This is a genomic window from Pedobacter sp. AC464 (genome assembly GCF_979253075.1).
In genome coordinates this window covers 1,448,144-1,472,590 of sequence record NZ_CEEDBV010000001.1, presented here as the reverse complement: position 1 = coordinate 1,472,590, position 24,447 = coordinate 1,448,144, and the positions used below count along the sequence as shown (strand labels likewise).

The 24,447-nt window shown below is 37.3% G+C and carries 26 protein-coding genes; 11 read left to right on the top strand and 15 right to left on the bottom strand.

Features of this window, described 5'->3' with window-relative positions; genetic code table 11:
- Positions 1-471: an Lrp/AsnC family transcriptional regulator gene (locus AC0IWT_RS06335; protein WP_056090420.1), complete on the top strand. Its 471-nt coding sequence runs from the start codon at positions 1-3 to the stop codon at positions 469-471.
- Between the two features lie 154 nt (positions 472-625).
- On the opposite strand, the gene AC0IWT_RS06330 is transcribed toward AC0IWT_RS06335, so the two are convergent.
- From AC0IWT_RS06330 to AC0IWT_RS06320, 3 genes are all read right to left on the bottom strand, one after another.
- Positions 626-1,171, bottom strand: coding sequence for an alpha/beta fold hydrolase (locus tag AC0IWT_RS06330; RefSeq protein ID WP_471796469.1), 546 nt, complete (start codon positions 1,169-1,171; stop codon positions 626-628).
- Positions 1,171-1,851, bottom strand: a complete 681-nt coding sequence (gene ung / locus AC0IWT_RS06325; RefSeq protein WP_471796468.1) for a uracil-DNA glycosylase — start codon at positions 1,849-1,851, stop codon at positions 1,171-1,173. Before ung ends, AC0IWT_RS06330 begins: the two co-directional genes overlap by 1 nt.
- Before the next feature lie 72 nt (positions 1,852-1,923).
- On the bottom strand, positions 1,924-2,442 hold the full coding sequence (locus AC0IWT_RS06320; protein WP_471796467.1) for a thioredoxin family protein: 519 nt from the start codon (positions 2,440-2,442) through the stop codon (positions 1,924-1,926).
- A 117-nt stretch (positions 2,443-2,559) separates the two neighbouring features.
- On the opposite strand from AC0IWT_RS06320, the gene AC0IWT_RS06315 reads away from it, so the two are divergent.
- Positions 2,560-3,099, top strand: a complete 540-nt coding sequence (locus tag AC0IWT_RS06315) for a DUF2892 domain-containing protein (protein ID WP_471796466.1) — start codon at positions 2,560-2,562, stop codon at positions 3,097-3,099.
- 146 nt (positions 3,100-3,245) lie between these two features.
- Positions 3,246-3,800, top strand: coding sequence for a pyridoxamine 5'-phosphate oxidase family protein (locus tag AC0IWT_RS06310; RefSeq protein ID WP_471796465.1), 555 nt, complete (start codon positions 3,246-3,248; stop codon positions 3,798-3,800).
- A 72-nt stretch (positions 3,801-3,872) separates the two neighbouring features.
- On the opposite strand, the gene AC0IWT_RS06305 is transcribed toward AC0IWT_RS06310, so the two are convergent.
- The 7 genes from AC0IWT_RS06305 to AC0IWT_RS06275 all read right to left on the bottom strand — a co-directional run bounded on the left by AC0IWT_RS06305 (position 3,873) and on the right by AC0IWT_RS06275 (position 11,076).
- Positions 3,873-4,085: a hypothetical protein gene (locus AC0IWT_RS06305; protein WP_471796464.1), complete on the bottom strand. Its 213-nt coding sequence runs from the start codon at positions 4,083-4,085 to the stop codon at positions 3,873-3,875.
- A 101-nt stretch (positions 4,086-4,186) separates the two neighbouring features.
- Entirely contained in the window at positions 4,187-5,896 is a 1,710-nt protein-coding gene (gene lysS, locus AC0IWT_RS06300) for a lysine--tRNA ligase (RefSeq protein ID WP_471796463.1), read from the bottom strand.
- A gap of 212 nt (positions 5,897-6,108) precedes the next feature.
- On the bottom strand, positions 6,109-6,567 hold the full coding sequence (locus AC0IWT_RS06295) for a MaoC family dehydratase (protein WP_056872466.1): 459 nt from the start codon (positions 6,565-6,567) through the stop codon (positions 6,109-6,111).
- Between the two features lie 173 nt (positions 6,568-6,740).
- Entirely contained in the window at positions 6,741-8,657 is a 1,917-nt protein-coding gene (locus AC0IWT_RS06290) for an AMP-dependent synthetase/ligase (RefSeq protein ID WP_471796462.1), read from the bottom strand.
- Between the two features lie 260 nt (positions 8,658-8,917).
- Positions 8,918-9,244, bottom strand: coding sequence for a HesB/IscA family protein (locus AC0IWT_RS06285; RefSeq protein WP_056872468.1), 327 nt, complete (start codon positions 9,242-9,244; stop codon positions 8,918-8,920).
- Between the two features lie 86 nt (positions 9,245-9,330).
- Positions 9,331-9,744, bottom strand: coding sequence for a Fe-S cluster assembly scaffold IscU (iscU, locus tag AC0IWT_RS06280; RefSeq protein ID WP_025142622.1), 414 nt, complete (start codon positions 9,742-9,744; stop codon positions 9,331-9,333).
- 120 nt (positions 9,745-9,864) lie between these two features.
- A complete protein-coding gene (locus AC0IWT_RS06275) occupies positions 9,865-11,076 on the bottom strand; it encodes an IscS subfamily cysteine desulfurase (protein WP_471796461.1) in 1,212 nt (403 codons plus the stop codon).
- A gap of 119 nt (positions 11,077-11,195) precedes the next feature.
- Here AC0IWT_RS06275 and mce point away from each other — a divergent pair, with 119 nt between their 5' ends.
- The gene (mce, locus tag AC0IWT_RS06270; RefSeq protein WP_471796460.1) at positions 11,196-11,603 is read left to right on the top strand and encodes a methylmalonyl-CoA epimerase; all 408 of its coding nucleotides are present in this window, start codon (positions 11,196-11,198) and stop codon (positions 11,601-11,603) included.
- Positions 11,604-11,861: 258 nt separating this feature from the next.
- Positions 11,862-12,143 carry a hypothetical protein gene (locus AC0IWT_RS06265; RefSeq protein WP_471796459.1) on the top strand — a complete coding sequence of 94 codons (282 nt, stop codon included), beginning with the start codon at positions 11,862-11,864 and terminating at the stop codon, positions 12,141-12,143.
- Between the two features lie 111 nt (positions 12,144-12,254).
- On the opposite strand, the gene AC0IWT_RS06260 is transcribed toward AC0IWT_RS06265, so the two are convergent.
- Positions 12,255-13,877 (bottom strand): amidase, encoded by a 1,623-nt coding sequence (locus AC0IWT_RS06260; RefSeq protein WP_471796458.1) that lies wholly within the window; start codon positions 13,875-13,877, stop codon positions 12,255-12,257.
- 243 nt (positions 13,878-14,120) lie between these two features.
- On the opposite strand from AC0IWT_RS06260, the gene AC0IWT_RS06255 reads away from it, so the two are divergent.
- The 6 genes from AC0IWT_RS06255 to AC0IWT_RS06230 all read left to right on the top strand — a co-directional run bounded on the left by AC0IWT_RS06255 (position 14,121) and on the right by AC0IWT_RS06230 (position 19,041).
- On the top strand, positions 14,121-14,369 hold the full coding sequence (locus AC0IWT_RS06255) for a type B 50S ribosomal protein L31 (RefSeq protein WP_056872608.1): 249 nt from the start codon (positions 14,121-14,123) through the stop codon (positions 14,367-14,369).
- Between the two features lie 72 nt (positions 14,370-14,441).
- Positions 14,442-15,608, top strand: a complete 1,167-nt coding sequence (locus tag AC0IWT_RS06250; RefSeq protein ID WP_471796457.1) for a putative sugar nucleotidyl transferase — start codon at positions 14,442-14,444, stop codon at positions 15,606-15,608.
- 51 nt (positions 15,609-15,659) lie between these two features.
- The gene (gene tpiA, locus AC0IWT_RS06245; RefSeq protein WP_471796456.1) at positions 15,660-16,421 is read left to right on the top strand and encodes a triose-phosphate isomerase; all 762 of its coding nucleotides are present in this window, start codon (positions 15,660-15,662) and stop codon (positions 16,419-16,421) included.
- Positions 16,421-17,266 carry a 50S ribosomal protein L11 methyltransferase gene (prmA, locus tag AC0IWT_RS06240; protein ID WP_471796455.1) on the top strand — a complete coding sequence of 282 codons (846 nt, stop codon included), beginning with the start codon at positions 16,421-16,423 and terminating at the stop codon, positions 17,264-17,266. Before tpiA ends, prmA begins: the two co-directional genes overlap by 1 nt.
- A 78-nt stretch (positions 17,267-17,344) precedes the next feature.
- On the top strand, positions 17,345-18,697 hold the full coding sequence (locus AC0IWT_RS06235) for a UDP-N-acetylmuramate--L-alanine ligase (RefSeq protein WP_471796454.1): 1,353 nt from the start codon (positions 17,345-17,347) through the stop codon (positions 18,695-18,697).
- Positions 18,698-18,723: 26 nt separating this feature from the next.
- Positions 18,724-19,041: a helix-turn-helix domain-containing protein gene (locus AC0IWT_RS06230; RefSeq protein ID WP_471796453.1), complete on the top strand. Its 318-nt coding sequence runs from the start codon at positions 18,724-18,726 to the stop codon at positions 19,039-19,041.
- Positions 19,042-19,195: 154 nt separating this feature from the next.
- Here AC0IWT_RS06230 and AC0IWT_RS06225 read toward each other — a convergent pair whose 3' ends face one another.
- The 4 genes from AC0IWT_RS06225 to AC0IWT_RS06210 form a co-directional block, all read right to left on the bottom strand.
- Positions 19,196-20,314: a GNAT family N-acetyltransferase gene (locus tag AC0IWT_RS06225; RefSeq protein ID WP_471796452.1), complete on the bottom strand. Its 1,119-nt coding sequence runs from the start codon at positions 20,312-20,314 to the stop codon at positions 19,196-19,198.
- A 70-nt stretch (positions 20,315-20,384) separates the two neighbouring features.
- Entirely contained in the window at positions 20,385-20,576 is a 192-nt protein-coding gene (locus AC0IWT_RS06220; protein WP_471796451.1) for a hypothetical protein, read from the bottom strand.
- An 88-nt stretch (positions 20,577-20,664) separates the two neighbouring features.
- Positions 20,665-21,231, bottom strand: a complete 567-nt coding sequence (gene scpB, locus AC0IWT_RS06215; protein WP_471796450.1) for an SMC-Scp complex subunit ScpB — start codon at positions 21,229-21,231, stop codon at positions 20,665-20,667.
- Positions 21,232-21,482: 251 nt separating this feature from the next.
- Positions 21,483-24,398, bottom strand: coding sequence for a sensor histidine kinase (locus AC0IWT_RS06210; protein ID WP_471796449.1), 2,916 nt, complete (start codon positions 24,396-24,398; stop codon positions 21,483-21,485).
- Between the last annotated feature and the right edge of the window lie 49 nt (positions 24,399-24,447).

Below are 24,447 nucleotides of genomic sequence, written 5' to 3'. Positions count from 1 at the left end.
ATGGCATCCGAATTAGACAAAATTGACTTTAAAATTTTAAGAATCTTACAAGAAAACGGCAGAATAACAAACCTTCTTTTATCCCAGGAGATTGGCCTTTCGCCCGCACCAACCTTAGAGCGAGTTCGTAAGCTGGAAATGGCCGGCTACATTAAAAGCTATCACGCTTTAGTGGATGAGGAAAAGCTTGGTTTGGGTATTAAAACTTTTATTCAGATTCAGCTTGATTTTCACAAGAACAATACAATTCAGATTTTTTTAGATGAGGTAAATCAAATAAAGGAGATTACGGAGTGCCATCATGTTACCGGTCAGGCCGATTTTCTTTTAAAAGTTTATGTGAAGGATATCAAATCTTACGAACGATTAATAATGGATAAGATCAGTAAAATTTCTGTGGTTAAGACTTTTCAAACCATGATGATTATGTCCACGACGAAAAAAGAGCCTATAGTTCCATTAGAGTATTAAAGCTATCCGGATGGTTTAAGAGATTAATCTTGTGTAAGGGGAATTATATTTATCGTAGAATTAGTTTGTTAATTAATTTTGAGATAACATCTGCGTTTTGATAAATTGCGAAGTGGGTGCCATTTTTAATTGTAAAATCTGGTTTAGCTTTGTTTTAATATAGTATTCTATCACTTGTGCCATGAATGTGAAAAAGATTTTCAGGTCTTATATCATTTTTCCAATTGAGAATGCTTCCAACCGCCCATTTTAAAAAGTGCGAATCTGAATCATCAATTATATTTTTTAGCAATTTTTTTTCTTCACTTGATTTTGTCCCAAAAAAATAATTTCTAGTCAAATTGTTGCTAGCTTTTAATACGTGAGGTGGAATAATGTCTAGAAAACCTAACTTACCAACCAGCTTATAAACAAATGGTAAATGTTTGCTTAGTATCGTGCTTGAGATAATTATAGTTACCGAAGGCTTTAGCACCTTGGCTATTTCCACTGCAATCATGCCGCCAAATGAGACACCAATTAGAGCAAACGGTTTTGATGCATCTATTGCTCTACTTAACCTTCCCGCATAATCTTTCATCAACTCTTTTCGGTCAAAAGGTATCCAGTCTAAATGGACAATATTTAGTTTTTTGTCAAAGCCAATCTTAGAAAATATCCTTTTATCTGCCCCTAACCCGCTGACTAAATAAACATTCATTAAGACGAAATTTTCCAGTCGATTGGCGTTAAATTGTTTTGAATCAATAACTGGTTTGTCTTCGAAAAATGTTTCGATCCTAAAAAACCCGTGTGTGCAGAGAATGGAGATGGGTGGGCTGCTGTTAACACATAATGTTTCTGCTGGTCGATAAGCGATGCTTTTTGCTGCGCATATTTGCCCCAAAGTAAGAACACAACATGCTTACGTTTGTCGGAAAGGGCTTTTATAATTTCATCGGTAAAAATTTCCCATCCTTTGTTTTGATGGGAACCCGCTTCCGAGGCCCGAACGGTAAGCGTAGCATTTAGCAGCAATACGCCTTGCTCAGCCCAATGCGTCAAATTTCCATGTTGGGGCATCACAAAACCCTCAATGTCGGTTTCCAATTCCTTATAGATATTTTTTAGCGAGGGTGGTACGGTTATTCCTTTTTGAACGGAGAAAGATAAGCCATGCGCCTGGTTGGCTCCGTGATATGGATCCTGACCCAATATAACCACCTTCACCTTATCGAAAGGGGTAGTATTTAAGGCATTAAAAATGTCGGCACCCTTTGGATAAACCTGAAAACCTTTTTCCTTTTCTGCTACTAAAAAAGATTTAAGGCTTTTCATATAATCTTTTTCAAACTCATCTTCTAAAACGGCGAGCCAACCTGGCTCCAATGCTGCAGACATATATTTTGTTTTCTTAAATAGGTTAGGATTATTCAGTAATCATAATTTACAACGCTGTTAAAGCGCAATTGTTTATGATTTCTTTTTCAGAATAGCCAAAAAATCTCCCTCTAAAGTTGTTTTCGGGTGTTCCACAATGCGACCTAATTCTTTTCCCTTTTTATCGTAGATTATAAATGTTGGAACTTTTTGAATATCCAAACCATCGATAATTCCATTTTCTGCCTTTTTGTGGCCATCAACAGCAACAATATCAACATGCTTTTCATTAAAATGCAAGGCATCCAGAACCTTGAAGAAATTTGGAACATTTACTTTGCTGTCTCCGCACCAGGTTCCGAAAATGATTTTTACATGCTCTTTTTTAACAAGTTTTTTCAGCTCAATCATTGTTGCAGCGTCTGGGATATACGCCTCGTAAAGTGGATCGTACATTTCTTTAAATTCCGGAAAAGTAACTACGCCTTCCCGGGTACACTTGTTAATTAAAATATCCTTATCATGAGCGGCGTCGTGTATTTTTTTATTGATTTCCTGAGCAGAAACATTCATAGTAATGATGATTAAAGTTATGGATAAGAGATATTTCATATTGGTAATTTGCTTAATTCAGAAGTGTAAATTTTTAATGAAATTATTGTTTTAAAATCTAATTTCTGCTATTTAAACACGATATTTGCAAAAAAAAATATTATTAGAATAAAATTTATGCCAAATATTATCAGATTGATCGCGGGGTTTGCTTTATTGGGTGGCGCTGTAGCTTTATTTATTTTCGGTTTTTGGCCATGGGGAATTGTTGCCATATTGTTGGGCATAATTGTTTTAGTTACCTATTTCTTTAATGAGAACATGCTTTTAGCGCAATGGTTTTTAAGAAAAGACAATATGCCGAAAGCGAAAATGTATTTAGATAGAATAACAAATTATGAGAAACAACTTATCAAACTTCAACATGGTTATTATAATTTACTGGTTGGGTTAATAGAGAGTAGAACAGCTCCGATGAAGTCGGAAAAATACTTTAAAGCAGCGTTAAGTTTGGGTATGCAAATGGAACACAATGTTGCATTAGCAAAATTGAGTTTAGCAGGTATTGCAATGGCCAAACGAAACAAACGCGAAGCAACGATGTATTTAGCCGAAGCAAAAAAAGCAGATAAGAACAAATTACTTGCAGATCAAATTAAGCAGATGAAAGACCAGATGGGCATGATGGACAAGCAACAACAGGTTCGTTACAGATAACACAAAAAGCCGGTTCGAAAATGAATCGGCTTTTTTGTTTAAAAGCGTCTTTATTTTCGGCTTCTTATTCGTTAAAGCGATTGGCTTTGCCAAATGTTCAAAACTAAAGTGAATTGAAAATTGTAGTGTATATAAACTTTATACCTATGGCAACATCACAAGAAGGAAGTACTAATAATACTCAGGAAGAAGGCAACATCAAAGATTTAGGCGGCGCAAATGCTGTGGCTAAACTTAAAGAATTGGCAGAAAAAGCAGAAAGTTGTTTTTTCTGTACGAATATTAAAACAGGTGTTCCTCTATCCATCAGGCCTATGGCCATTCAGCAGGTGGATGAAGAAGGAAATATTTGGTTTATGAGCATGAAGGACAGCCACAAGAACGAGGAAATAGCTGCAGACCCTTTTACTCATCTTTTGTTTCAGGCTGGCGCACACTCCGGTTTCGTTAATATCTACGGCATTTCTGAAATTAGCAGAGATCAGGCTAAAATCGATGAACTATGGAGCCCCTTTATTAAAACCTGGTTTCAAGGCGGCAAAGATGATCCGAACATTACGTTGATTAAAGTAATTCCTACAGAAGGTTATTACTGGGATACAAAACACGGCGCTGCCGTTGCTTTCTTAAAAATGGCCGCTTCGGTGGTAACAGGAAAGACGATGGATGATTCTGTAGAAGGAAACCTCGATATTGATTAATTAACCGAAAACTATTTTCTAAGCGAGGTTCTTCTATAATAAGATTATAACTGGCGGATTATTTAGGTGGTTTTATTTATCACCTAAATAATCGAAGCCTTCAAGCTCTTCCCGCTGGTTTCTTTTACTTAAAATATCATCCTCTTCAGCTTGGGCTCTTTTAAAGAAAAACGCTTCTGCCTGGATTCTTTTAATTAACTGATGAACCAGGGATAAATCAAAAGCTTCTTTACTTAATTTGATGCAGTATTCTCTTTCGGTGATTTCTAAACTTGAAGTATTCATAATGCAATGATTTTATTGTCGATTGCTGTAAATATAAAAAAGGCTTGCTAAACAATTGTTAGCAAGCCTTTTAAGTTTATGTTATGATTGTGTTAAGACATTTATTTATGAGAAAGATATAAACCATCATCGGTTTTTGTAACCTTTAAAATATTTTTCCCTGTTAAGGCTTTCAAGGTAAGGTCCCACTTTTTATTGCTCCAATCGGTAAGTTTTGCTTTAACATCAGCCAATAAAACTTGTTCACCGTCTTTTACTAAGCTAAACAATTCAGTTTCTTCAGGAGATAATTCGATTTTCTTTTTTTCAGGGCGCATTTGTGGGAAAAACAAAACCTCCTGAATGGTACTTTGATTGGTCATCAACATCACAATCCTATCAATACCAAAACCCAAACCAGAAGTAGGGGGCATACCGTATTCTAACGCACGCACAAAATCCTCGTCCATTGCCATTGCCTCTGCATCACCCCGATCAGCCAATTTCAACTGATCCTCAAAACGTTCTTTTTGATCAATCGGATCATTCAATTCGGAATAAGCATTACCGATTTCTTTTCCGTTTACAAAAATCTCAAAGCGCTCTACCAAACCAGCAACTGAGCGGTGCTTTTTTGCGAGCGGCGTCATTTCGATTGGATAATCTGTTATAAATGTTGGCTGAATAAGATTTGCTTCAACTTTTGCACTGAAAATCTCATCCACCAGCTTACCACGGCCCATAGTCGAATCAGTTTCGATACCCAAATCTTTACAGGTTTGCAGCAATGCTTCTTCGTTCATTGCAGAAACATCAATTCCTGTGAATTTTTGAATTGATTCGTACATGGTTAGTTTTTCGTAAGGACCTTCGAAATTGATGTTGTTATCGCCAACTTTAACTACAGCCGAACCGTTGGTTGCGATTGCTACTTTTTCCAGGCATTCCTCAACCATTGCCATCATCCAGATATAATCTTTATAGGCAACATAAATCTCCATGGAGGTATATTCCGGATTATGCGTACGGTCCATACCTTCATTGCGGAACATTTTACCGAATTCATAAACACCATCAAAACCTGCAACGATAAGCCGTTTTAAGTATAACTCATTCGCAATACGCAAATAAAGTGGCATGTCTAGTGCATTATGATGGGTAGCAAACGGACGGGCTGCCGCACCGCCGTGTATTGGTTGAAGTATTGGCGTTTCAACTTCCATCCAACCTTGTTCATCAAAATAGCTCCGCATCGAATTGATAACTTTACTACGCTTGATGAAAATTTGTTTGTAATCAGGATTAACAGTTAAATCTACATAACGCATTCTATAACGCAATTCCGGGTCGGTAAAGCCATCGTATATATTGCCCTCATCATCTCGTTTTACAACTGGCAGTGGCTTCAGCGATTTAGCAAGTACGGTAAAGCTGGTGACGTGAACGGATATTTCTCCTGTTTGAGTTGTAAAGACATAGCCTTTCACACCTATATAATCTCCCAAATCCAAAAGCTTTTTGAATACGGTATTATATAAGGTTTTGTCTTCATCCGGACAGAGATCATCACGTTTTAAATACAATTGAACCCTGCCGGTAGAATCCTGCAGTTCTGCGAATGAAGCACTTCCCATGATGCGGCGGGTCATTAACCGGCCGGCGATGCTTATTGTCTTATAAGCAGTCTTATCTTTTTCATAGTTGGCATTTATATCTGCAGCATATGCGTTAACTTCATATGATTCTGCAGGATAAGGCTCAATGCCTAAGTCGCGTAATTGTTTTAGCGACTCCCGTCGCAATATTTCCTGTTCTGATAATCCTATACTCATTTCGGGTATTTTTTGCAAAAGTAACAATTTTGCAAGATGTTTAATAATAGTTATGCTATGGTGATGATACAAATATATCTGCGGTGTGCATCCAATTTAATGCATCAAATAAATTGTCCATCACAAGTAGCACAAAGATAAGAATTGGCTAATGAAAAAATCAGCCAAAAAGGTGCATTACAAGGGTAAACTGTTCTAGCTATGAGAAATAGCTACTTGAAATGATAAAGAAAGACTACGTTTCCGGTATATGCGGTTTTAGTTTGCCCTTTTATATCAAGGTTAGCTTCAATAACTACTTTAGTTATTCCTCTCAAATCACAAATCGCGATAAGTTTTGCCCTGAGTTGAACTTCGTCATTTACCAGAACAGGCTTGTTAAATTTAAACGACTCGATGCCGTAATTAACTTCCATCTTAACATTTTGTATGTCAGCGATTTGCTTCCATAAGTATGGAATAAGTGAAAGTGTTAAATAGCCGTGAGCAATTGTTGAGCCGAATGGACTACTGTTTTTTGCCTTTTCCGGATCGGTATGAATCCATTGGAAATCCAGTGTGGCATCAGCGAATTTATCAATTTGATTTTGTTCGATTTTGTGCCACTGAGATGCACCTATTTCGGAACCTAAAAATGCCTTGTACTCTTCAAAACTGTTTATAATAACCATATAACTAAATGCCTCCCGTTTGCTATGGAAGTGTTTAAAGTAAACCCTAATAATTTAGATTTCGCTTTTGGAAGGTAGAGAAATTAAATAAGACGAAAGAAAATATCACTATTTGTGGTTAATTAAAGGTAACCCGGTGCCAATTTATAACTCAAGTATGGTTTCTAAGCTGTTTAACCTTCTGCTTCTATGCCTTCTTCGTACATTTCATCAATAGCGTTTGCGTATCTCTTTTCAACAATTCTGCGCTTTACTTTCATTGTCGGCGTAATTTCACCGTCGTCGATATTGAAAGGGTTTCGCTTTATTTTAAAGTTCTTGATGCGCTCAAATTTTGCCAGTTCATTAGAAATTTTCCTGATATCTAGCTCCATCCAATCTATAATTTCTTTATTTTGGATAAATGGATCAGCTTCCTCAAAAAAAGCAGGTTTAAGTTTAAAGGTTTCCTCTAACGTTTCCCTGTTCGGAATAATGATCGCTGTGATAAATTCGCGTTTATCACCAATTAAAAACAACTGATCTATTTTTGGGCTTTTGAGGTAAATATTTTCTACCGGGGTAGGGTATACGTTTTTACCGTAGGCATTAACAATCATGTTTTTTAGGCGATCGGTGATTTGTAAATTACCTTTATAAAAGCGGCCAATATCGCCTGTATGAAACCACATATCTTTGTCTATAGCTTCTGCGGTTTCTGCAGGCTTGTTAAAATAGCCTTTCATAACACAATGTCCGCGAACAATCACTTCTCCTTCAGCGCATTCAAAACCTTCATCAAAGGTGTCGTGGGTTTGTATGTTTATAATCTCTTTGCTCTCCACATCCTGAATACCAATTTCAATGCCTGGAATAACACGCCCAACTGTGCCATAAACCTGTCTGTGGTATTCCGTTACCGACATCACCGGAGAGGTTTCCGTTAGGCCAAAGCCTTCAAGAATTTTTATTCCTAAATCACCAAAAAATTCACCAACATTTTTCGGTAAGGCTGCGCCGCCAGATATCATAAATTTAAGCCTTCCGCCTGTTTTCTCCTTTATCTTACTAAAAACGAGTTTCTCGGCTATTCCCTTTTTTGCCGTTAGCATTAAACCCGGATTTTTGCCAGCTTCCTTCGCAATGCGATATTTATTCCCGGTGTTTAATGCCCAGGTAAATATTTTCGCCTTTGTACCACCGCCTGCAGTTCCACTTTTAATGGCCTTGTCATGTATACGCTCAAGCAACCTCGGTACACAACTCATTACCGTAGGCCTAACTTCTCCCATATTTTTGGCCAACAACTCCAGACTTTGGGCAAATGCAATTTTACAACCCTGAGTACAGCAAACATGATAAGTTGCCGTGCGTTCGAAAACGTGCGACAGTGGCAAAAATGACAGGAACGTTTCGGTTTTATCAATTACAGGAATCTGTTGCAGGCAAACCTCTACGTTTTTAACAAAGTTATAGTGTGTAAGCATAACGCCTTTGGGCGTGCCAGTTGTTCCCGATGTGTATATTAACGAAGAAACATCATTAGGCTGTACCATGTTTCGGCACTGGTCTATCTCAGCTTTTTCAGCTGCGGTTATCTGGTGCTTAAGGGCGAGAATATCGGAGAACGAAATAATCTCTACATCAACGTCAGCTGGTATTTTAACCTTTTCAAAGTCTTTAAAAGCAGGGATGATGTATTTTAACGCCTTACAATTAGCTGCGACTTTTAGTACCTTTCTATACAAGAAATTATTGCCAATTAGTATGCCTTTTATACCTGAGTCATTAATGATGTAAGCCACTTCCTGCTCAGAAAGCGTTGGATAAATAGAAACATTGATTACGCCTATTTGCTGAATTCCCTGATCATAATAAACATATTCGGGCGAATTCTCTATCATTAAACCCAGGCGGTCGCCTTTTCTTATCCCTTTTTCCAAAAAGTACGCAGAAACCGCATCGGCCCGCTTTAAAGTGTCTTCGAAGGAAATTTCAGCCCATTCAGTACCTTGCTTATGGAGCAAAAAAGTATCTGTAGGCTTGTGGATATTTTTGACAACATTTCGCAACAATGTAGGCACTGTTGAAAATTCGTTAATTAATGGCATCGCTCGTTATTTGATGTTGAATATAATTAACAATAATAATGCTTTTTGGTTAAAAAATACAAATTGATGTAAGTCGGGCGATTTGACTTCGACTTCATCGCTGAACACAATATAGCAATTTCATAACCTGGTTTAGGCTAAAGTGATTGCGCAGTTAACCGGGAAATGAGTTTGTAACTTTTTTATAAAAAGCTTCAGAACATCTAAAAACAGAAAAAGACCCCAGTTTTGGAGTCTTTTTTAAATAAGCTTTATAATTTTTAAACGGAGAAACTTTCACCACAGCCGCAAGTACGACTGGCGTTCGGGTTTACGAAATTGAAACCTTTTCCATTTAGTCCGTCAGTAAAATCTAATTCAGTTCCGGCTAAGTACAGGAACGATTTCATATCCAACGCGATTTTAATCCCTCTGTCTTCAAAAAACTGATCACCTTTTTGTTCTTCGTTATCAAAATCTAAATTGTATGATAAACCAGAACAACCGCCACCCTTCACTGAAACACGTAAAAAGTAATCAGAACCCATTTCAGAATCCTGCATCAGGTGCTCAATTTTATCTTTCGCTTTATCAGTTATAGTAATCATAATATTAAAATTTTAGTGTCGGGTAAAAGGTTGTTTAAAGGCAAAATGCAATTTCACTTCTTCGTTCCTTATACCCAAAACAAGTTTTAGTGGTGTGATTTTTCTAAAACAATTGCTTCTAAACCATTTTTAACGCGGTAATCGTTAATAGCTGATTTAATTGCATCTTCTGCCAACACGGAGCAGTGAATTTTAACTGGAGGAAGAGCTAGTTCTTCAACGATATCCATGTTATCGATAGAAAGCGCCTCATCAATTGTTTTTCCTTTTAGCCATTCTGTAGCTAATGATGAAGATGCGATAGCCGAACCACAGCCAAATGTTTTAAATTTCGCATCTGTAATTACATTATCTTCACCAACCTCAATTTGTAAACGCATTACGTCGCCACACTCAGGTGCGCCAACCAATCCGGTTCCTACAAATTTACTGTCTTTATTTAATGTACCTACGTTACGTGGGTTATTGTAATGGTCAATTACTTTTTCTGAATATGCCATAATATTTTAGATTTTAGATTTACGATTTCTGACTGTCCATCTGCCGTAAATTATTAATTTTATTTTCTATTTAATTGAGATTTTCGAATCGGATTCGTAAATCTACAATCGTAAATTAATTTAATGTTCTGCCCACTCAATTTTACTTAAATCAATTCCTTCTTTAAACATTTCCCAAAGTGGCGAAAGTTCTCTTAAGTGATTTACTGCTTTTTGAGTTATTTCAATCGCGTGGTCAATATCTTCTTCGGTAGTAAATCTACCTAATCCATAACGGATAGAAGAATGTGCTAAATCATCAGATAAACCCAGGCTTTTTAAAACGTAAGATGGTTCTAATGATGCTGAAGTACAAGCTGAACCCGAAGACACTGCCAAATCGCTCATCGCCATCATTAAGCCTTCACCTTCAACATATTTGAAAGATATATTCGCTACGTGTGGCAAACGATGTTGCGTATTACCATTAACATAACTCTCTTCCATTTTGTTTAAAGTCGATTCTAATTTATCGCGTAAAGCTGACAAACGAACTGCTTCACTTTCCATCTCTAAACGACAAAGTTCGCAAGCTTTTCCTAAGCCAACAATGCCGGGAACGTTTAACGTACCAGAACGCATTCCACGTTCATGGCCACCACCATCCATCTGCGAAGTTACTTTAACCCTTGGGTTTTTTCTGCGTACATAAAGTGCGCCAACGCCTTTCGGACCGTACATTTTATGTGCTGAAAACGCCATTAAGTCAATCCCGTCCGCGTTAACATCAACAGGGATTTTACCAACTGCCTGCGTAGCATCTGTCATAAATAATGCACCGTACCTGTGTGCAATAGCAGAGATTTCTTTAACCGGTTGGATAACACCAATTTCGTTATTACCGTACATTATCGACACTAAAATCGTTTCAGGAGTCATTGCAGCTTCTAACGCAGCTAAATCAATTAAACCATCTTCTTTAACGCCAAGGTAAGTAACTCTAGCACCGTTTTTTTCAAGGTGTTTACAAGTATCCAAAACTGCCTTATGCTCGGTAACGGCAGTAATGATATGGTTTCCTTTATCTTTATACATCTCAAACACACCCTTAATGGCAAGGTTATCTGCTTCAGTTGCGCCAGATGTAAAAATAACTTCTTTTTCAGTACAGCCGATTAATTTGGCTACCTGCTCACGAGCATAATCTACTCCCTCTTCAGCCACCCATCCAAAAGCATGATTACGGCTTGCGGCGTTTCCAAATTTCTCAGTAAAGTAAGGTAGCATTGCTTCCAACACTCTAGGGTCTAAAGGTGTTGTTGCATTATTATCTAAATATATCGGCTGTTTCATCTCTATTCTGTTAATTATGATTACAAAGATACGAAAAAAGTTTTCGAACAATTATAAATATTAGCTATGACCTTATAGATAAAACATGCATTTTTACATTCAACCAACCTTTTTAAACGATGAATAAGATAGAACATATCGGTATTGCTGTAAACAACTTAAATAAATCGGTACCACGCTACGAATTATTATTAAATACCTCTTGTTATAAAACCGAAATTGTTGCTTCCGAGCACGTTAACACAGCATTTTTAAAAACGGGCGAGAATAAAGTAGAACTTCTGGAGGCCACTTCTGAAGAGAGTGCAATTGCAAAATTTTTAGAAAAAAAAGGCGAGGGGATTCACCATATAGCCTTTGCAGTAGATGATATTCTCGAAGAAATGGAGCGGTTAAAATCAAATGGATTTGTGCTTTTAAGCGATGTGCCTAAAAAAGGTGCAGATAATAAAATGGTTTGCTTCGTTCATCCAAAGAGCACCAACGGTGTGTTAATAGAACTTTGTCAGGAAATTAAATGGGTGTAAAACCAGGTGCTGCGGCCTAAACTTAAGATTTGCGCAACCCAAAATTGAACTGCCTTTTTAAAATGCCCTGATATTGATTAGAAAATGAACGTTCAGATTCCTGTCGATTGCAGCAGTCCTGCTAACCGCTATAGTCCCGATGAAGAATCGGGAGCTGTCGCTTTTATCAGGTTTAATTAATCAAGTTCGGTGCTTCTAAGCCCCGTTTGCAAAGAGCAGACAACTTTAGTATTCGCTAATTCATTAAATCACTGTCCGGTGTCACTAACCAAAATCATCAGCAAAGATTTCGATATAGACGAGAACCTTGCAGAAAACCAACTTCGGGATGTTTTGATAGCTGCTTTCGCCTATCTGATTGATAACGATTTCCCCAAGTTAATTCAGATTTTATACAAGGCTGATGTAGACCAATATAAACTTAAAGAACTTCTCGAAACTGTAGAAGGAAAAAGCTCCGCAGAAGTTATCGCCGATGCTTACCTGGCCAGGCAATTGGCTAAAATTGAAACATGGAAGAAATATAGCAGTAAGGGCTAAAGCCGAAAATTTAAAGCAGACTTAACGCTCCATTTTGAGGCAACAATATTTTCCGTTAAAGATATCGTGCTTCAGTAAAATCATTTTGTTTCTGGGTTTTGTTGGAAACAACTAAACACCAGAAGAAAAATTCGACGATTTGATAAATTTTGGTGAGCTTCTATGTTTCGTTGCCTGCTCATACGCAAAAGCCATAGCTAAAATTTTGGGTTCTTCGTAAGCTAATGCCATAAAGGATAACCCAACAGGTAGTTCATAAATTTTACCCATTGGCACAGTAATGTGGGGGAAACCCGCCATTGCTGCAGGCGAACAGAAATAAAAGCCGTCGCTGTAATCTCCGTTAAACAGATCTATAGCCGACGGAATTCCAAAACTAGTTCCTGCAATGGCATCCAACTTATATTTTGCCATTAAACCAGCAATTATCTTTCTAGAAGAAATTACTTTTTCGAGTGCATCTTTATATTCTTTGCTGTCAATGTTGGGTGCTTTCTCGCTACTTTCTAAAGTTTCTTGCTTAAAGTAGGGCATAGCTGTGCTTTCATTTGCTTTATTAAACGCTATTACTTCGGTTAACGTTTTTACTTTGGCCTGTGCGTTCGCAAGGTATGCGTTTACGCCATCTTTAAATTCACATTGCAGCACCGTAAAACTCGCCGAACCAATTACCCTCATTTCCTTTAAAAGCTCAACTTCAACAATGTCGGCGCCAAGTTCTTTAAGTTTGTTTATGGCATTGTTGTAAAGTGCAACCACGCCTTCGTGTCCGGTTAAAAACGACTTTTCGACGCCAATTCTTTTCCCTTTAATCGCATCAGTTTTTAAAAACAATGTGTAATCTTTCGCGGCTTTTCCTTCACTATTTTTGGTCACGCTGTCTGTTGTATCTATCCCTGTTAACGCGGAAAGTAAAATCGCTACATCGGTAACATTTCTGCCCATTGGCCCCGCCGTATCCTGCGTTTTTGATATAGGAATAATGCCACTTCTGCTTAACAAACCAACGGTAGGTTTAAGGCCAACAACGCCGTTGTAGGATGCTGGTGCAATCACAGACCCATTGGTTTCTGTTCCGATTGCCACTGCACACAGATTTGCAGATACTGCTGAGCCAGAGCCAGAACTCGATCCACTTGGACTTCTATCCAGTATAAAAGGGTTTTTCGTTTGTCCGCCGCGACTGCTCCAGCCGCTACAAGAGCGTGTTGAACGGAAATTAGCCCACTCACTTAAATTAGTTTTACCTAAAATTACCGCACCTGCTTCACGAAGTTTTTTAACAATAAATGCATCTTCACTCGCCACATTCCCGGCTAGAGCTAAAGAGCCTGCGGTCGTCTGCATTTTATCAGCTGTATCTATATTATCTTTAATTAAAACAGGAATACCATGCAGCATCCCTCTTAATTTTCCATTCTTTCTTTCCGCATCGAGTTGGCCGGCAATTTCTAATGCGTCTGGGTTTAATTCAATTACTGCATTTAGTTTTGGGCCGCTTTTATCAATTTTCTCGATCCTTTTTAAATACATTTTGGTAAGTGCCTTTGATGATGTTTTACCGGTTTGCATCAGTTTCTGAAGCTCGGTTACTGTAATTTCATTCAGTTCAAAATCATCAGTAAACTCGCTGTTATCCGAGTGTTTAGTAACAAGAGCTGCAGATACGGGCAAGCCAATGCCGCTAAGTAAACCTGCGGCAGAGCTGCTTTTAATAAAGTTTCTTCTATTCATGGAGTTGATAAAAAAGCTTAGAGCAATAAATATAAAAGATAAATGTTTTAAATAAATACAATTTGAAAAATGCTTAAATTTAAAATTCTAGTTTACACTTGTATTTCAGAAATAAAATTAAGATATTTGCATCCTCTAAAATAGAGATAGAAAAGACTAACAGAAAGGTCATAAGCGTTGTTGCCAGCAAATTGCAAAAATGTTCTTGATGCTTTCAACACAAATAACTTAAATAATATTCAAATGAAAAAAGATTTGCACCCTACTAGCTACAGACCAGTTGTTTTCAAAGACATGTCTAACGAATATGCTTTCTTAACAAAATCTTGCGTAGATACTAAAGAAACTATTAAATGGGAAGATGGAAATGAGTATCCTCTTTATAAATTAGAGATTTCTCATATGTCTCACCCTTTTTATACTGGTAAAATGAAATTGGTTGATACAGCAGGACGTATCGATAAATTTAAAAACCGTTACGCTAAAAAATAATTTTAGGCGTAAAAAGCATTTTTTAAAGTCCCTTTGCCAAAAGCATCGGGACTTTTTTTATTTTTGTGGCTTATGACAATCAACCTTTTTGATGATTCGAGTTGGGAATCATTACGCCCGCTTACTTTTACACGCCCGGTAGCCGATTTACGAATAGGTATTCTAACGATAGCAGAGAAATGGGCGAAATATCTAAATGCCGATTTTGGATTCCAAACCCAGGAATATTTGTCGGTAAAGTATCCCGCAAAAGTTAATGCAAATCTTTTTATCAATGGTTGTATTTGTCCTGATGAAGTTTTGGTTGATGCCATAAGCCAATTGAAAGATGGCGAAGTATTGCTTAAAGGCGATTTTCTTATTGCACATCACAACGATCCAGCGCAGTTAGATGCGGTGACATCTAATAAGAAGATACAGTACACGCAGGATTTCGTTAGGATTATTTATCCCGAAGATATTTTTGTTAACAACCCCGCCGAAATAAGGAAGGATTTTGTGTTATTAACCAAGGGACGTACGTCTGCAACAATCAGTAGCACGAATCAATTGTTGGGCGACGATATCTTTTTTGAAGAAGGCGCAAAGGCAGAATGTAGCGTTTTAAATTCCGGTTACGGACCAATTTACGTTGGTAAAAACGCTGAGATTTGGGAAGGAAGTTTAATAAGAGGATCTTTTGCGCTTTGCGAAAATTCATCAATTAAAATGGGTGCGAAGATTTATTCGGGTACCACTATCGGACCTAACAGCCGTGCAGGAGGCGAAATTAATAATTCGGTAATTTGGGGGAATTCTGCCAAAGGGCATGAAGGATATTTGGGTAATTCGGTACTTGGCGAATGGGTTAACATTGGTGCCGATACCAATAACTCAAACCTGAAAAACAATTATGCTGAAGTAAAGCTTTACGATTACGAAAGCAAGAAAATGCGTAATACTAATCTGCAGTTCTGTGGTTTGGTTATGGCCGATCATGCTAAATCTGGCATTAATACGATGTTTAATACAGGCAGTGTTGTAGGCGTTAGCGCAAATATTTTTGGCGGCGGCTTGCCTCCAAATCACATACCAGATTTTAGCTGGGGTGGAGCAGATGGGTTTTTGGATTACAAACTAAATAAAATGTTCGAAACTACAGCGAAAGTATTTGCAAGAAAAAATGTAATTTTCGATGATACAGAAAAAGATATACTGACCAAGGTATTCGAATTAACAGCTCCTCACAGAAATTTTTAATATTTAACCATCATTTATAATAGAAATCATCAATTAACAAAATAAAACACAATGAGAAAACAAATAGTAGCCGGTAACTGGAAAATGAATTTAGACTATAACGAAGGGATTTCGTTATTCAGTGAGATTGTAAATATGATGAAGGATGAGCGTAAAGGTGATCAATTAGCTGTTATTTGCGCTCCTTTTATTCATTTAAATAGTTTGGCCAAATTGGGTGGAAATGATGTTAAAATAGGTGCTCAAAATATTCATGATAAAGAGAGCGGTGCTTACACAGGTGAAATCTCCGCAAAGATGGTTAAATCTGTCGGCGTTGAATACGTAATTTTAGGTCACTCAGAACGCAGACAATATCAGGCTGAAAGTGATGAGCTATTAGCAGCAAAAACTAAAATTGCCCTGGCTAACAATTTAAAGCCGATATTTTGTATTGGAGAAACTTTAGATGAACGTAACAACGGCAGTTACTATGAGGTTTTGAAAAAGCAGTTAATTAACGGCCTTTTTAGCTTAACGGAAGATGATTTTAGAAAAGTTGTTATTGCTTATGAACCAGTTTGGGCAATCGGCACTGGCTTAACTGCATCTCCGGAGCAAGCTCAGGATATTCATGCTTTTATCCGCAGTGAAATTGAAGCCAATTATGGGTTTAATGTTGCCGATGATACAACAATTTTATATGGAGGAAGTTGCAATCCGGGTAATGCTGCGAGCTTATTTGCACAAAAGGATATTGATGGTGGTTTAATTGGTGGCGCTTCATTAAAATCAAGAGATTTTACAGATATTATTAAAGCTTTAAACAGCTAATGCAATACATAAAAGCAATTTTTAAGTTCGAAGGTATAGAAGACTATCAGCAGGATTTGCTCATCAGCGAACTTGCAGACTTAGGCTTCGATACCTTTGAGGATAATGAAAACGGATTTATCGCCTTTATTATAAAAGATAATTTCGACAGTGAGGGACTGGAAAAGCTAATTTTAACCTATGCTAAAGATTTCAAAACGGAATATGTTTTAGAAGATGTAGCCGATGAAAACTGGAATGCTGAATGGGAAAAAAATTTTAGTCCCTTAATCATCGACGATGTATGTTATGTTAGAGCAACTTTCCATGAGGCTCAGCCATCGTATCCTTACGAGATTATAATTGACCCGAAAATGGCCTTTGGAACTGGTCATCATCAAACAACAACAATGATGATGCAGTACATTTTGGCTGCAGATGAAAAGGACAAAGATGTTTTAGATATAGGTTGTGGCACCGGGATATTAGCAATTCTTGCAGCAAAGCTTGGTGCTAAAACATTAATGGCCATTGATTATGACGACATTTGTTACCAAAGTACATTGGAGAATGCCCAGCTTAATGCTGTCGAAAACTTAAAGGCGTTGTGTGGAAGTAAGGAAGTAATTCCGGATGTTGAATACGATATTATACTTGCAAACATCAATAGAAACATTCTGCTTGATCAGATTGGCAGGTATTCTGAAGTATTGAAACCAGACGGAAAGATTTTTTTTAGCGGCTTCTATCTCGATCCTGATTTAGCAATGATTACAGCAGAATGTGCCGAATTCGGCATCAGGTATGTTGATCATAAACAAAATGGCGATTGGGTTGCGGCTCAATTCGAAAAGAAAAATGATTGAATTTTTTAGTGAGTGGATGCTGATTCAAATGTCGGGCAATCCTTCATTCGATTATTCTCTAATTCAATAATTAAAAATATGCGCATACATTTCATTGCGATAGGGGGAAGTGCAATGCACAATCTGGCTATCGCTTTACATAAAAAAGGGTATCAAATTTCTGGCTCAGATGATGTTATTTTCGAACCGGCGAAATCCCGCTTAGATAAATATGGTTTGTTACCAGCCGAAATGGGCTGGGATGAAACCCGGATTTCTAACGATTTGGATGCCGTAATTTTAGGAATGCATGCAAGAATTGATAATCCTGAATTATTAAAAGCTCAGGAGCTGGGTGTAAAAATCTACTCGTATCCCGAATACATTTACGAGCAGAGCAAAGATAAATTGCGTGTTGTAATTGGTGGCAGTCATGGTAAAACCACCATTACGAGCATGATTTTGCATGTTTTGAATTATTACAGCCGAGACTTCGATTATTTGGTTGGTGCGCAGCTGGCAGGATTTGAAACGATGGTTAAAGTAACTAAAGAAGCGCCTGTAATGATTATCGAGGGTGATGAATACCTGTCGTCGCCAATTGACAGGCGCCCAAAGTTTCACTTATATAAAGCCAATGTAGCGGTGATAAGCGGTATCGCCTGGGATCATATAAATGTGTTTCCAACGTACGCAGATTACACGGCTCAGTTTGATAAATTCATCGATACGATTGAAGCCGGCGGCACCTTAATTTATTGTGAAGCAGATGCTGATTTAACCGAAATTGTGCAGAAATCTGAAGCGGGAATTAAAAGAATTGGCTACGCCATTCCCGAGCATGAGATTAGAAGTGGCATTACCTACCTGCTTCCCGAAAAAACTGCTTTGAAAATTTTCGGCGACCATAATTTAATGAACATGAATGCTGCTAAACTCGTTTGCGAACAGCTGAACATCAGTAGTGCTCAGTTCAACGAAGCGATAGCTTCTTTTACCGGCGCAGCTAAGCGTTTAGAGGTTATTTCTGCCGATGAATTAACCAATGTTTATAAAGATTTTGCACATTCTCCCTCAAAGTTAAAGGCTACTATTGATGCCGTTAAAGCTCAGTTTACAGATAGAAAATTAGTTGCCTGCATTGAGCTGCACACCTTTAGTAGTTTAAACAAAGATTTTTTAAAAGAGTACGCCGGAGCGATGGATAAGGCAGATGAAGCAATCGTATTTATCGATTTAAAATCTTTTGAGCAAAAGCGGATGGAGCCATTCTCTGAACAGGACGTTCGGGATGCTTTCTCAAATCCTGACCTTAAATTTTTTAATGATGCTTTTGAACTTAAGCGCTATCTTTTAAGTTTAAATTACAAAAATTCTAATTTACTAATGATGAGTTCCGGAAACTATGCAGGATTCGATTTACCGGAACTTGCTGCTTCTTTAACCAGATAATTTATCGAAACTAACGCTTCATTTTGATGAAAAGCATCGGAGAAAATATTAAATCGAGTAGGGTAGCCCTTGGTTTAAGTCAGGCCGCTGCCGCGAAGTTATTAAATATTTCTACCCCGGCGTTTTGTAAAATCGAAACCGGACAAACAGATTTAAACCTATCCCGTTTGCTGCAAATAGCGAAAACTTTTAAAGTTTCGGCAGGTGAGCTTTTGGGCGAAACTGCTGTTGAAACGAACGGAGATAACATAAATAGCTTGAAACAAGAACTTGTAGAAAAAGAGGAAGAGCTCAACAAGCTTAGGAAAAAGGTTATTGATTTATACGATAAATTAGGGATGTAGACACAAAACGATAACAGCCGGCAGCCAGATTAGAAGACCAGGCCAGAGCTTTGAAACGAAAAGAAAAATGAGTTAAGATTTCTTTCGGCCAGTTTTAATTTCTTTCCAATTATTCAGCACTCTAGCTTTTTTTTCTCAAAATATTTTTCAATGGTTAAAATACCTTTCGCATAGTTAAGTGCTTCTTGCCAAATGTTGCGCCCGTAGCTTTGTGAATGGCAATCATTTGATCATTAAAATCACCAACCCAACTCAATTCCAATTCTTTATACTGATTTTTTGGAAGTACATATTCTCCCAAACGGATAAATAATACCGATTCCAGACCATGTTTTTGAAACTTTGGTTTTGTACCCATAACAATTGCCCGCATTCTGCTAACACCAACCCAGCGGCGGTAGGCAAATTTTAATTTTTCAATTAAGCCGAGTTTTCCATCAAAGCCTTTAATCATTTGGTTTGCATCAGGTATCAGCACTACAAACGATGCCGGTTCGCCATTAAAGTATGCAAACTGAATCAAATGTTCATCCATTATTGGCGCCATGCTCTTGAAGCTTTCTTCCAAAGTTTCCCTTTTTATCGGTACGAAGTTTTCAAAATCCTGCCAGCCATCGTTATATATTTCCATCAAATCGGAAATGTACTTCGCCGAATTGGCCTTACTAAAATATTCGAAAGTGTAACCGGGTTTATTTCTTACCCAATTGGCTATTTTCGTAAATCTTTCAGGAAAAGGAATCGTTAAATTGATGTGGTTAGTTAATTGTTCGTATTCGGTTGTAAATCCGTAGTTGTCAAAGAATTTTTTGTAATAAGGAAAGTTATAATTCATACCGAAAGACGGCGGCGTAAAGCCTTCAACCAACAATCCCCAAAAGCTATCGTTCTCACCGAAATTAATGGGGCCGTCCATCGCTTTCATGCCATTTTCAGCAAGCCATTGTCTGGCGGTATCAAATAACAAAAATGCTGCCTTTTCATCATCTATGCATTCGAAAAAACCCATACCACCCGTTGGTTGCTCGTAATTAAATGCCTTTTTATCATTTATAAAAGCAGCAACCCTTCCAATTAATTTCCCTTCACTATTTTTCAGAACCCAACGCGTACACTTTCCATGTGCGAAGAAACTGTTCTTCTTTGGGTCAAATACATTTTCAACTTCAGAATCTAAAGGGCAAATCCAGTTTTTGTCGCTTTTGTAAAGAATTTTTGGGGTTTGTAGGAAATCGTTTTTTAATGATATGTTGTTTACCTGTATAATTTGCATGGGCAGATTTTAAATTAAAAAAGCATCCAACTAAAGTTGAATGCTTTTTCAAATATATAGTTTTTATAAATTAATAATCATCTTCGTCATCATCAAAATTATCGAAATTATCGAGGTCATCAAGCGGCATGTCAAAGTCGTCGTCATCATCATCCTGGGATTTTTTGGCAGGTTTCAAATCTGCATCATCTTCAAAATCGTCATTATCTTCTACCTCTTTTTTAGTAGTCGGTTTTGTCGGGGATTTCTTTGGAGTTTTCATGCCACAAAAATAAAAATTGCTTTTATAGTTTAAAAATACGAAAAAACTTTTTTTAATAACAAACTGGTTCTAAACAATTTAAAATTAACTATTCGGCATTTTCGCCAATTGTATTCTCGGCCCTGGTTATGTCTTTTAACTGAGGTAGCTGCGATAAATTGTTTAAGCCAAAGTAGTCCATAAATAAACTACTGGTTGTGTAAAGGATGGGTCTGCCTGGCGTTTCCGCTTTGCCTTCTATACTTATCAATTCTTTTTCCAACAAGCGTTGTACCGAGTAGTCGGAGTTTACGCCACGAATTTGCTCGATTTCCAGTTTTGTAATGGGTTGCCTGTAAGCGATTATGGCGAGTGTTTCCATAGCAGCCTGACTAAGTTTTTTCTTAGATCTATGCAACTGCAGTTGATTTACCGTTTGATGATATTCCTTCTTAGTTAAAAATTGATAACCGTTATTTAAACTAACCAGTTCTATCGCGAATGTTTTTTCGCTATACTTATTTTGAATGATAGCAAGGCTTTCCTGCACCTGTGTATCAGTTATTTCCGTCTCCAATACCGAATTTAAGGCTAAGATAATCTCCTGTAAACTAATACTTTGAACAGAGGAAAAGATGAGCGCTTCGAGATGGTTGGTAACATCAGTTTGTGGCATAAACAAAAATAAAATTTTTGGGCAAAAAAAAGCGGTCTCGCTTTTTAAAAAACAAGACCGCTTTCAACACACAAATGAAACCTGAATTAAGATATAGTTTTAGGTTAGGTTATTAAATATCTATATCAATTCTATAAGAACGTTTTGATAAACACTATCGTTTATTTCTAATACAAGTTTAAGGCTAAACTTCATGCAACGTAATTTCTATTTAGTAAGTGGTATTAATAATTGAGTAAACGGTAAAGTCGTCATTTTAACGGTATAGAAATTAATACAGTAGTACCATTTCCTACATTTTGACGCACATCTAACTGTATAGGTTTTGCTTCAATTTGTCCAAGCAAGTTTAACCGTTCACGTGTTAGCTGCATTCCTTTGCTAATGTGCTTGTCTTTTTTGTTTTTTAACGAGTTTTCAATTCCTACACCATCATCAATTATTTCGATTTTCAGGTAATGGTCATCCTGAGAAGTGATGTTAATTTGAATTTCACCACCGGTCTCTTTGGGCATTATGCCATGCCAAATCGCATTTTCTACATAAGGCTGCAACAGCATCGATGGGATTAGGGTTTCGTCCTTATCAATATCATCGCCAACATTTATTTTGTAGTGAAGTTTATCGCCAAAACGGTTTTTTTCCAGCTTTAGGTAAAGGTTCAGGTAATCCAGTTCTTCCTCAATAGAGATATAGCTTTTTGTACATATCTCCAGGTTTTTGCGTATCAACCTCGCGAAACCGGTTAAAACTTTATTTGCAGACGTGGTATTTTGTGTATTTATGTAATGCTGAATCGAATTCATTACATTAAAAACAAAATGAGGGTTCATCATTGCCTGCAACGCTTGTTGCTCAAGCATTAATATTCTGTTTTTAAGCAGTAATTGTTCTTGTTCTTTATCTTTTTGTCTTCGCGTGATGTAGACGGCTAGCTTGTAAAAAACGTAGCCTACCAATAAGATTAAAATAGAGAGGAACCACAAGCTTTGCCAGAAATGTTTTTTTATTGTAAATGATATTTTTGCCGCTGGTCCCCAGTCGTTGTTCTGACTTTTTGCACTCACTTCAAATATATAATCGCCAGCTTGCAACGCAGAAAAATCCAGCCGGCGGGTTCTTGTTTCCAGCCAAACAGAGTTCTCATTCAGGCGATACCTGTAGGTAATGTCACTTGTCGTAAAATCGACGGCGCCGAAGGTGAAAAGCACCGTATTATTGCCACTTTCAAAGGTAAAGTTATCCTGATTTAGCGGTAAGCGTTCTCCATCTTTAATGATTGAGGTAATATAAACTTTGGGCTGGCTTTTTATTCTGTTTTTATTATTGTAATTGAAGAGAATCAATCCTTTATTGGTGGCGAAATAGGCCGTGCTGTCATCGATGTAAAGGTTATTTACATCTTCTGTAAGTAAATCTTTTCCGTAGTCGAAATTTATAACCTCGGCTTTATTTGCGTAGTTAGAAATTTTGTTAACGCCCTTGTTTGTTAAAACCCAAATTTCATTGTTCTTGATAAAAAGCTTTGTGCAAATATCATTTGTTAAGCCATTTTTTTGAGTTATTTGCTTTTCTATCTTTCCGTTTTTGTAAAAAAGAATTCCATAACCATCGGTTGCTAAGATTAAACTTCCATCTGGCAGCTGCTGGATGTCGTTTATACGTTTGGTTAACAACTGGTTATTTTTAAAATGTTGAATTAACTTGCCATTTAAAAATTGCGACAGCCCATCGACATTAGAAAACCATAAAGCGCCTTGTTTATCATAAAAGGCATGGTATGACCTATCTTTAAAAAAATCCTCTTTTTCCCGGTACTTTAGTGAATTAAATTCAAGTATGTTTGTCCGGTCTGCAAGGAAAACAACGCCAGATGATAGTGCAAGTGCCAACCGATTGTTGGTTTCACTTAAACTAAAGTGCTTAATAACGAACATGGAGTTATTTGTTTCTTTAAGGTATTTTACATCATCTTTAGAGTGATAAATATCTTTAAAAACGCCTAATCCGTAGTCGGAAGAGAAATAAACGGACTCATTTTTTTTATCGTAAACAATCTGTTTTATTGTTTTATATTTTTTGTAGTCATCCAGGCCAACTTCATCTATCTGGTAATTTTTTATGTTTAGGATATCGATAACAGCGTCGTCTGTTCCCAACCACAACCTGTTCCTGCCATCTTTGGTTATGCTTTTAATTACATTACTGCTCAAACCCGATTCTGCATCAATTATTGATAGCCTTGAATTGATGTTGGGTAGCATATATATACCCTGATTCGTGGCAAACCACATATTGTTGCTATTATCTTTAACAGATTGGTTTACGGAAATGCCCTGTAAATACATAACCGTTTTTCCGCTCGGGTTCATTACAAGGGCACCATTGTTACTGGCTAACCAAACTTCTCTATTAATATCGTCGTAATAAAAATAGCCCGCCATGTTTTTTAAAAGATTATCGGGGATGGCGATAATGCTTGTAATCTTGTTTCTTTGATAGCGTTTCAGGCCCTGCTCGTCCAGATAGTAAAGCGATCCGCTGGGCAGGTTACAGGCCGTCATATACGATAGTGGGTTAACCTTATTATCTGTTACCGTAAATGTCTTACCATTATACTTCTGTCGGCTTAAATCGCTGTATGCGTAGATGTTACCGAATTCATCTTCATGTAGAAACGCATTCGTAAATTGCGTATTGATGCCTGGCGAGACAAACTTTTTAACGGATTTTCCATCCCAAAGGATAATTAAATTTGAATTAGTGCCCAGCCAGATTCTTCCCTTTTTATCTTCGAGGAAGGAAACGATTACGGTATTCGAATTTAGCGCTTTTAAAACCTTGTCGTTATTTCGATTGTAAAACTTACCGTTTTTGAGGTAACTTAATTGTCCGTTTAAGGCCAAAAACCATAATCTGCCTTCTCTATCTTCTTTAATTTGAAGAATTTGGGTGTCTGGTAAACCATCTTCAATATTGAAATTTTGGAAATTGGTACCGTCAAAGCGGCTCAGTCCGGCATCAGTTGCAATCCAAATAAACCCTTTCTTATCTTGTAAAATAAAATAACAGTTGTTGCTTGCCAAGCCATTTTTGGAAGTATAATGTGGCAGGTAGGTGGTTTGAGCCTGAGCATTTTTTGATAAGCCAGCCAGAATTAATAGCATGAGCATTGCCTGAAAGCAAACCGCCTTTGTTAGGCGAAAACACCTTGTA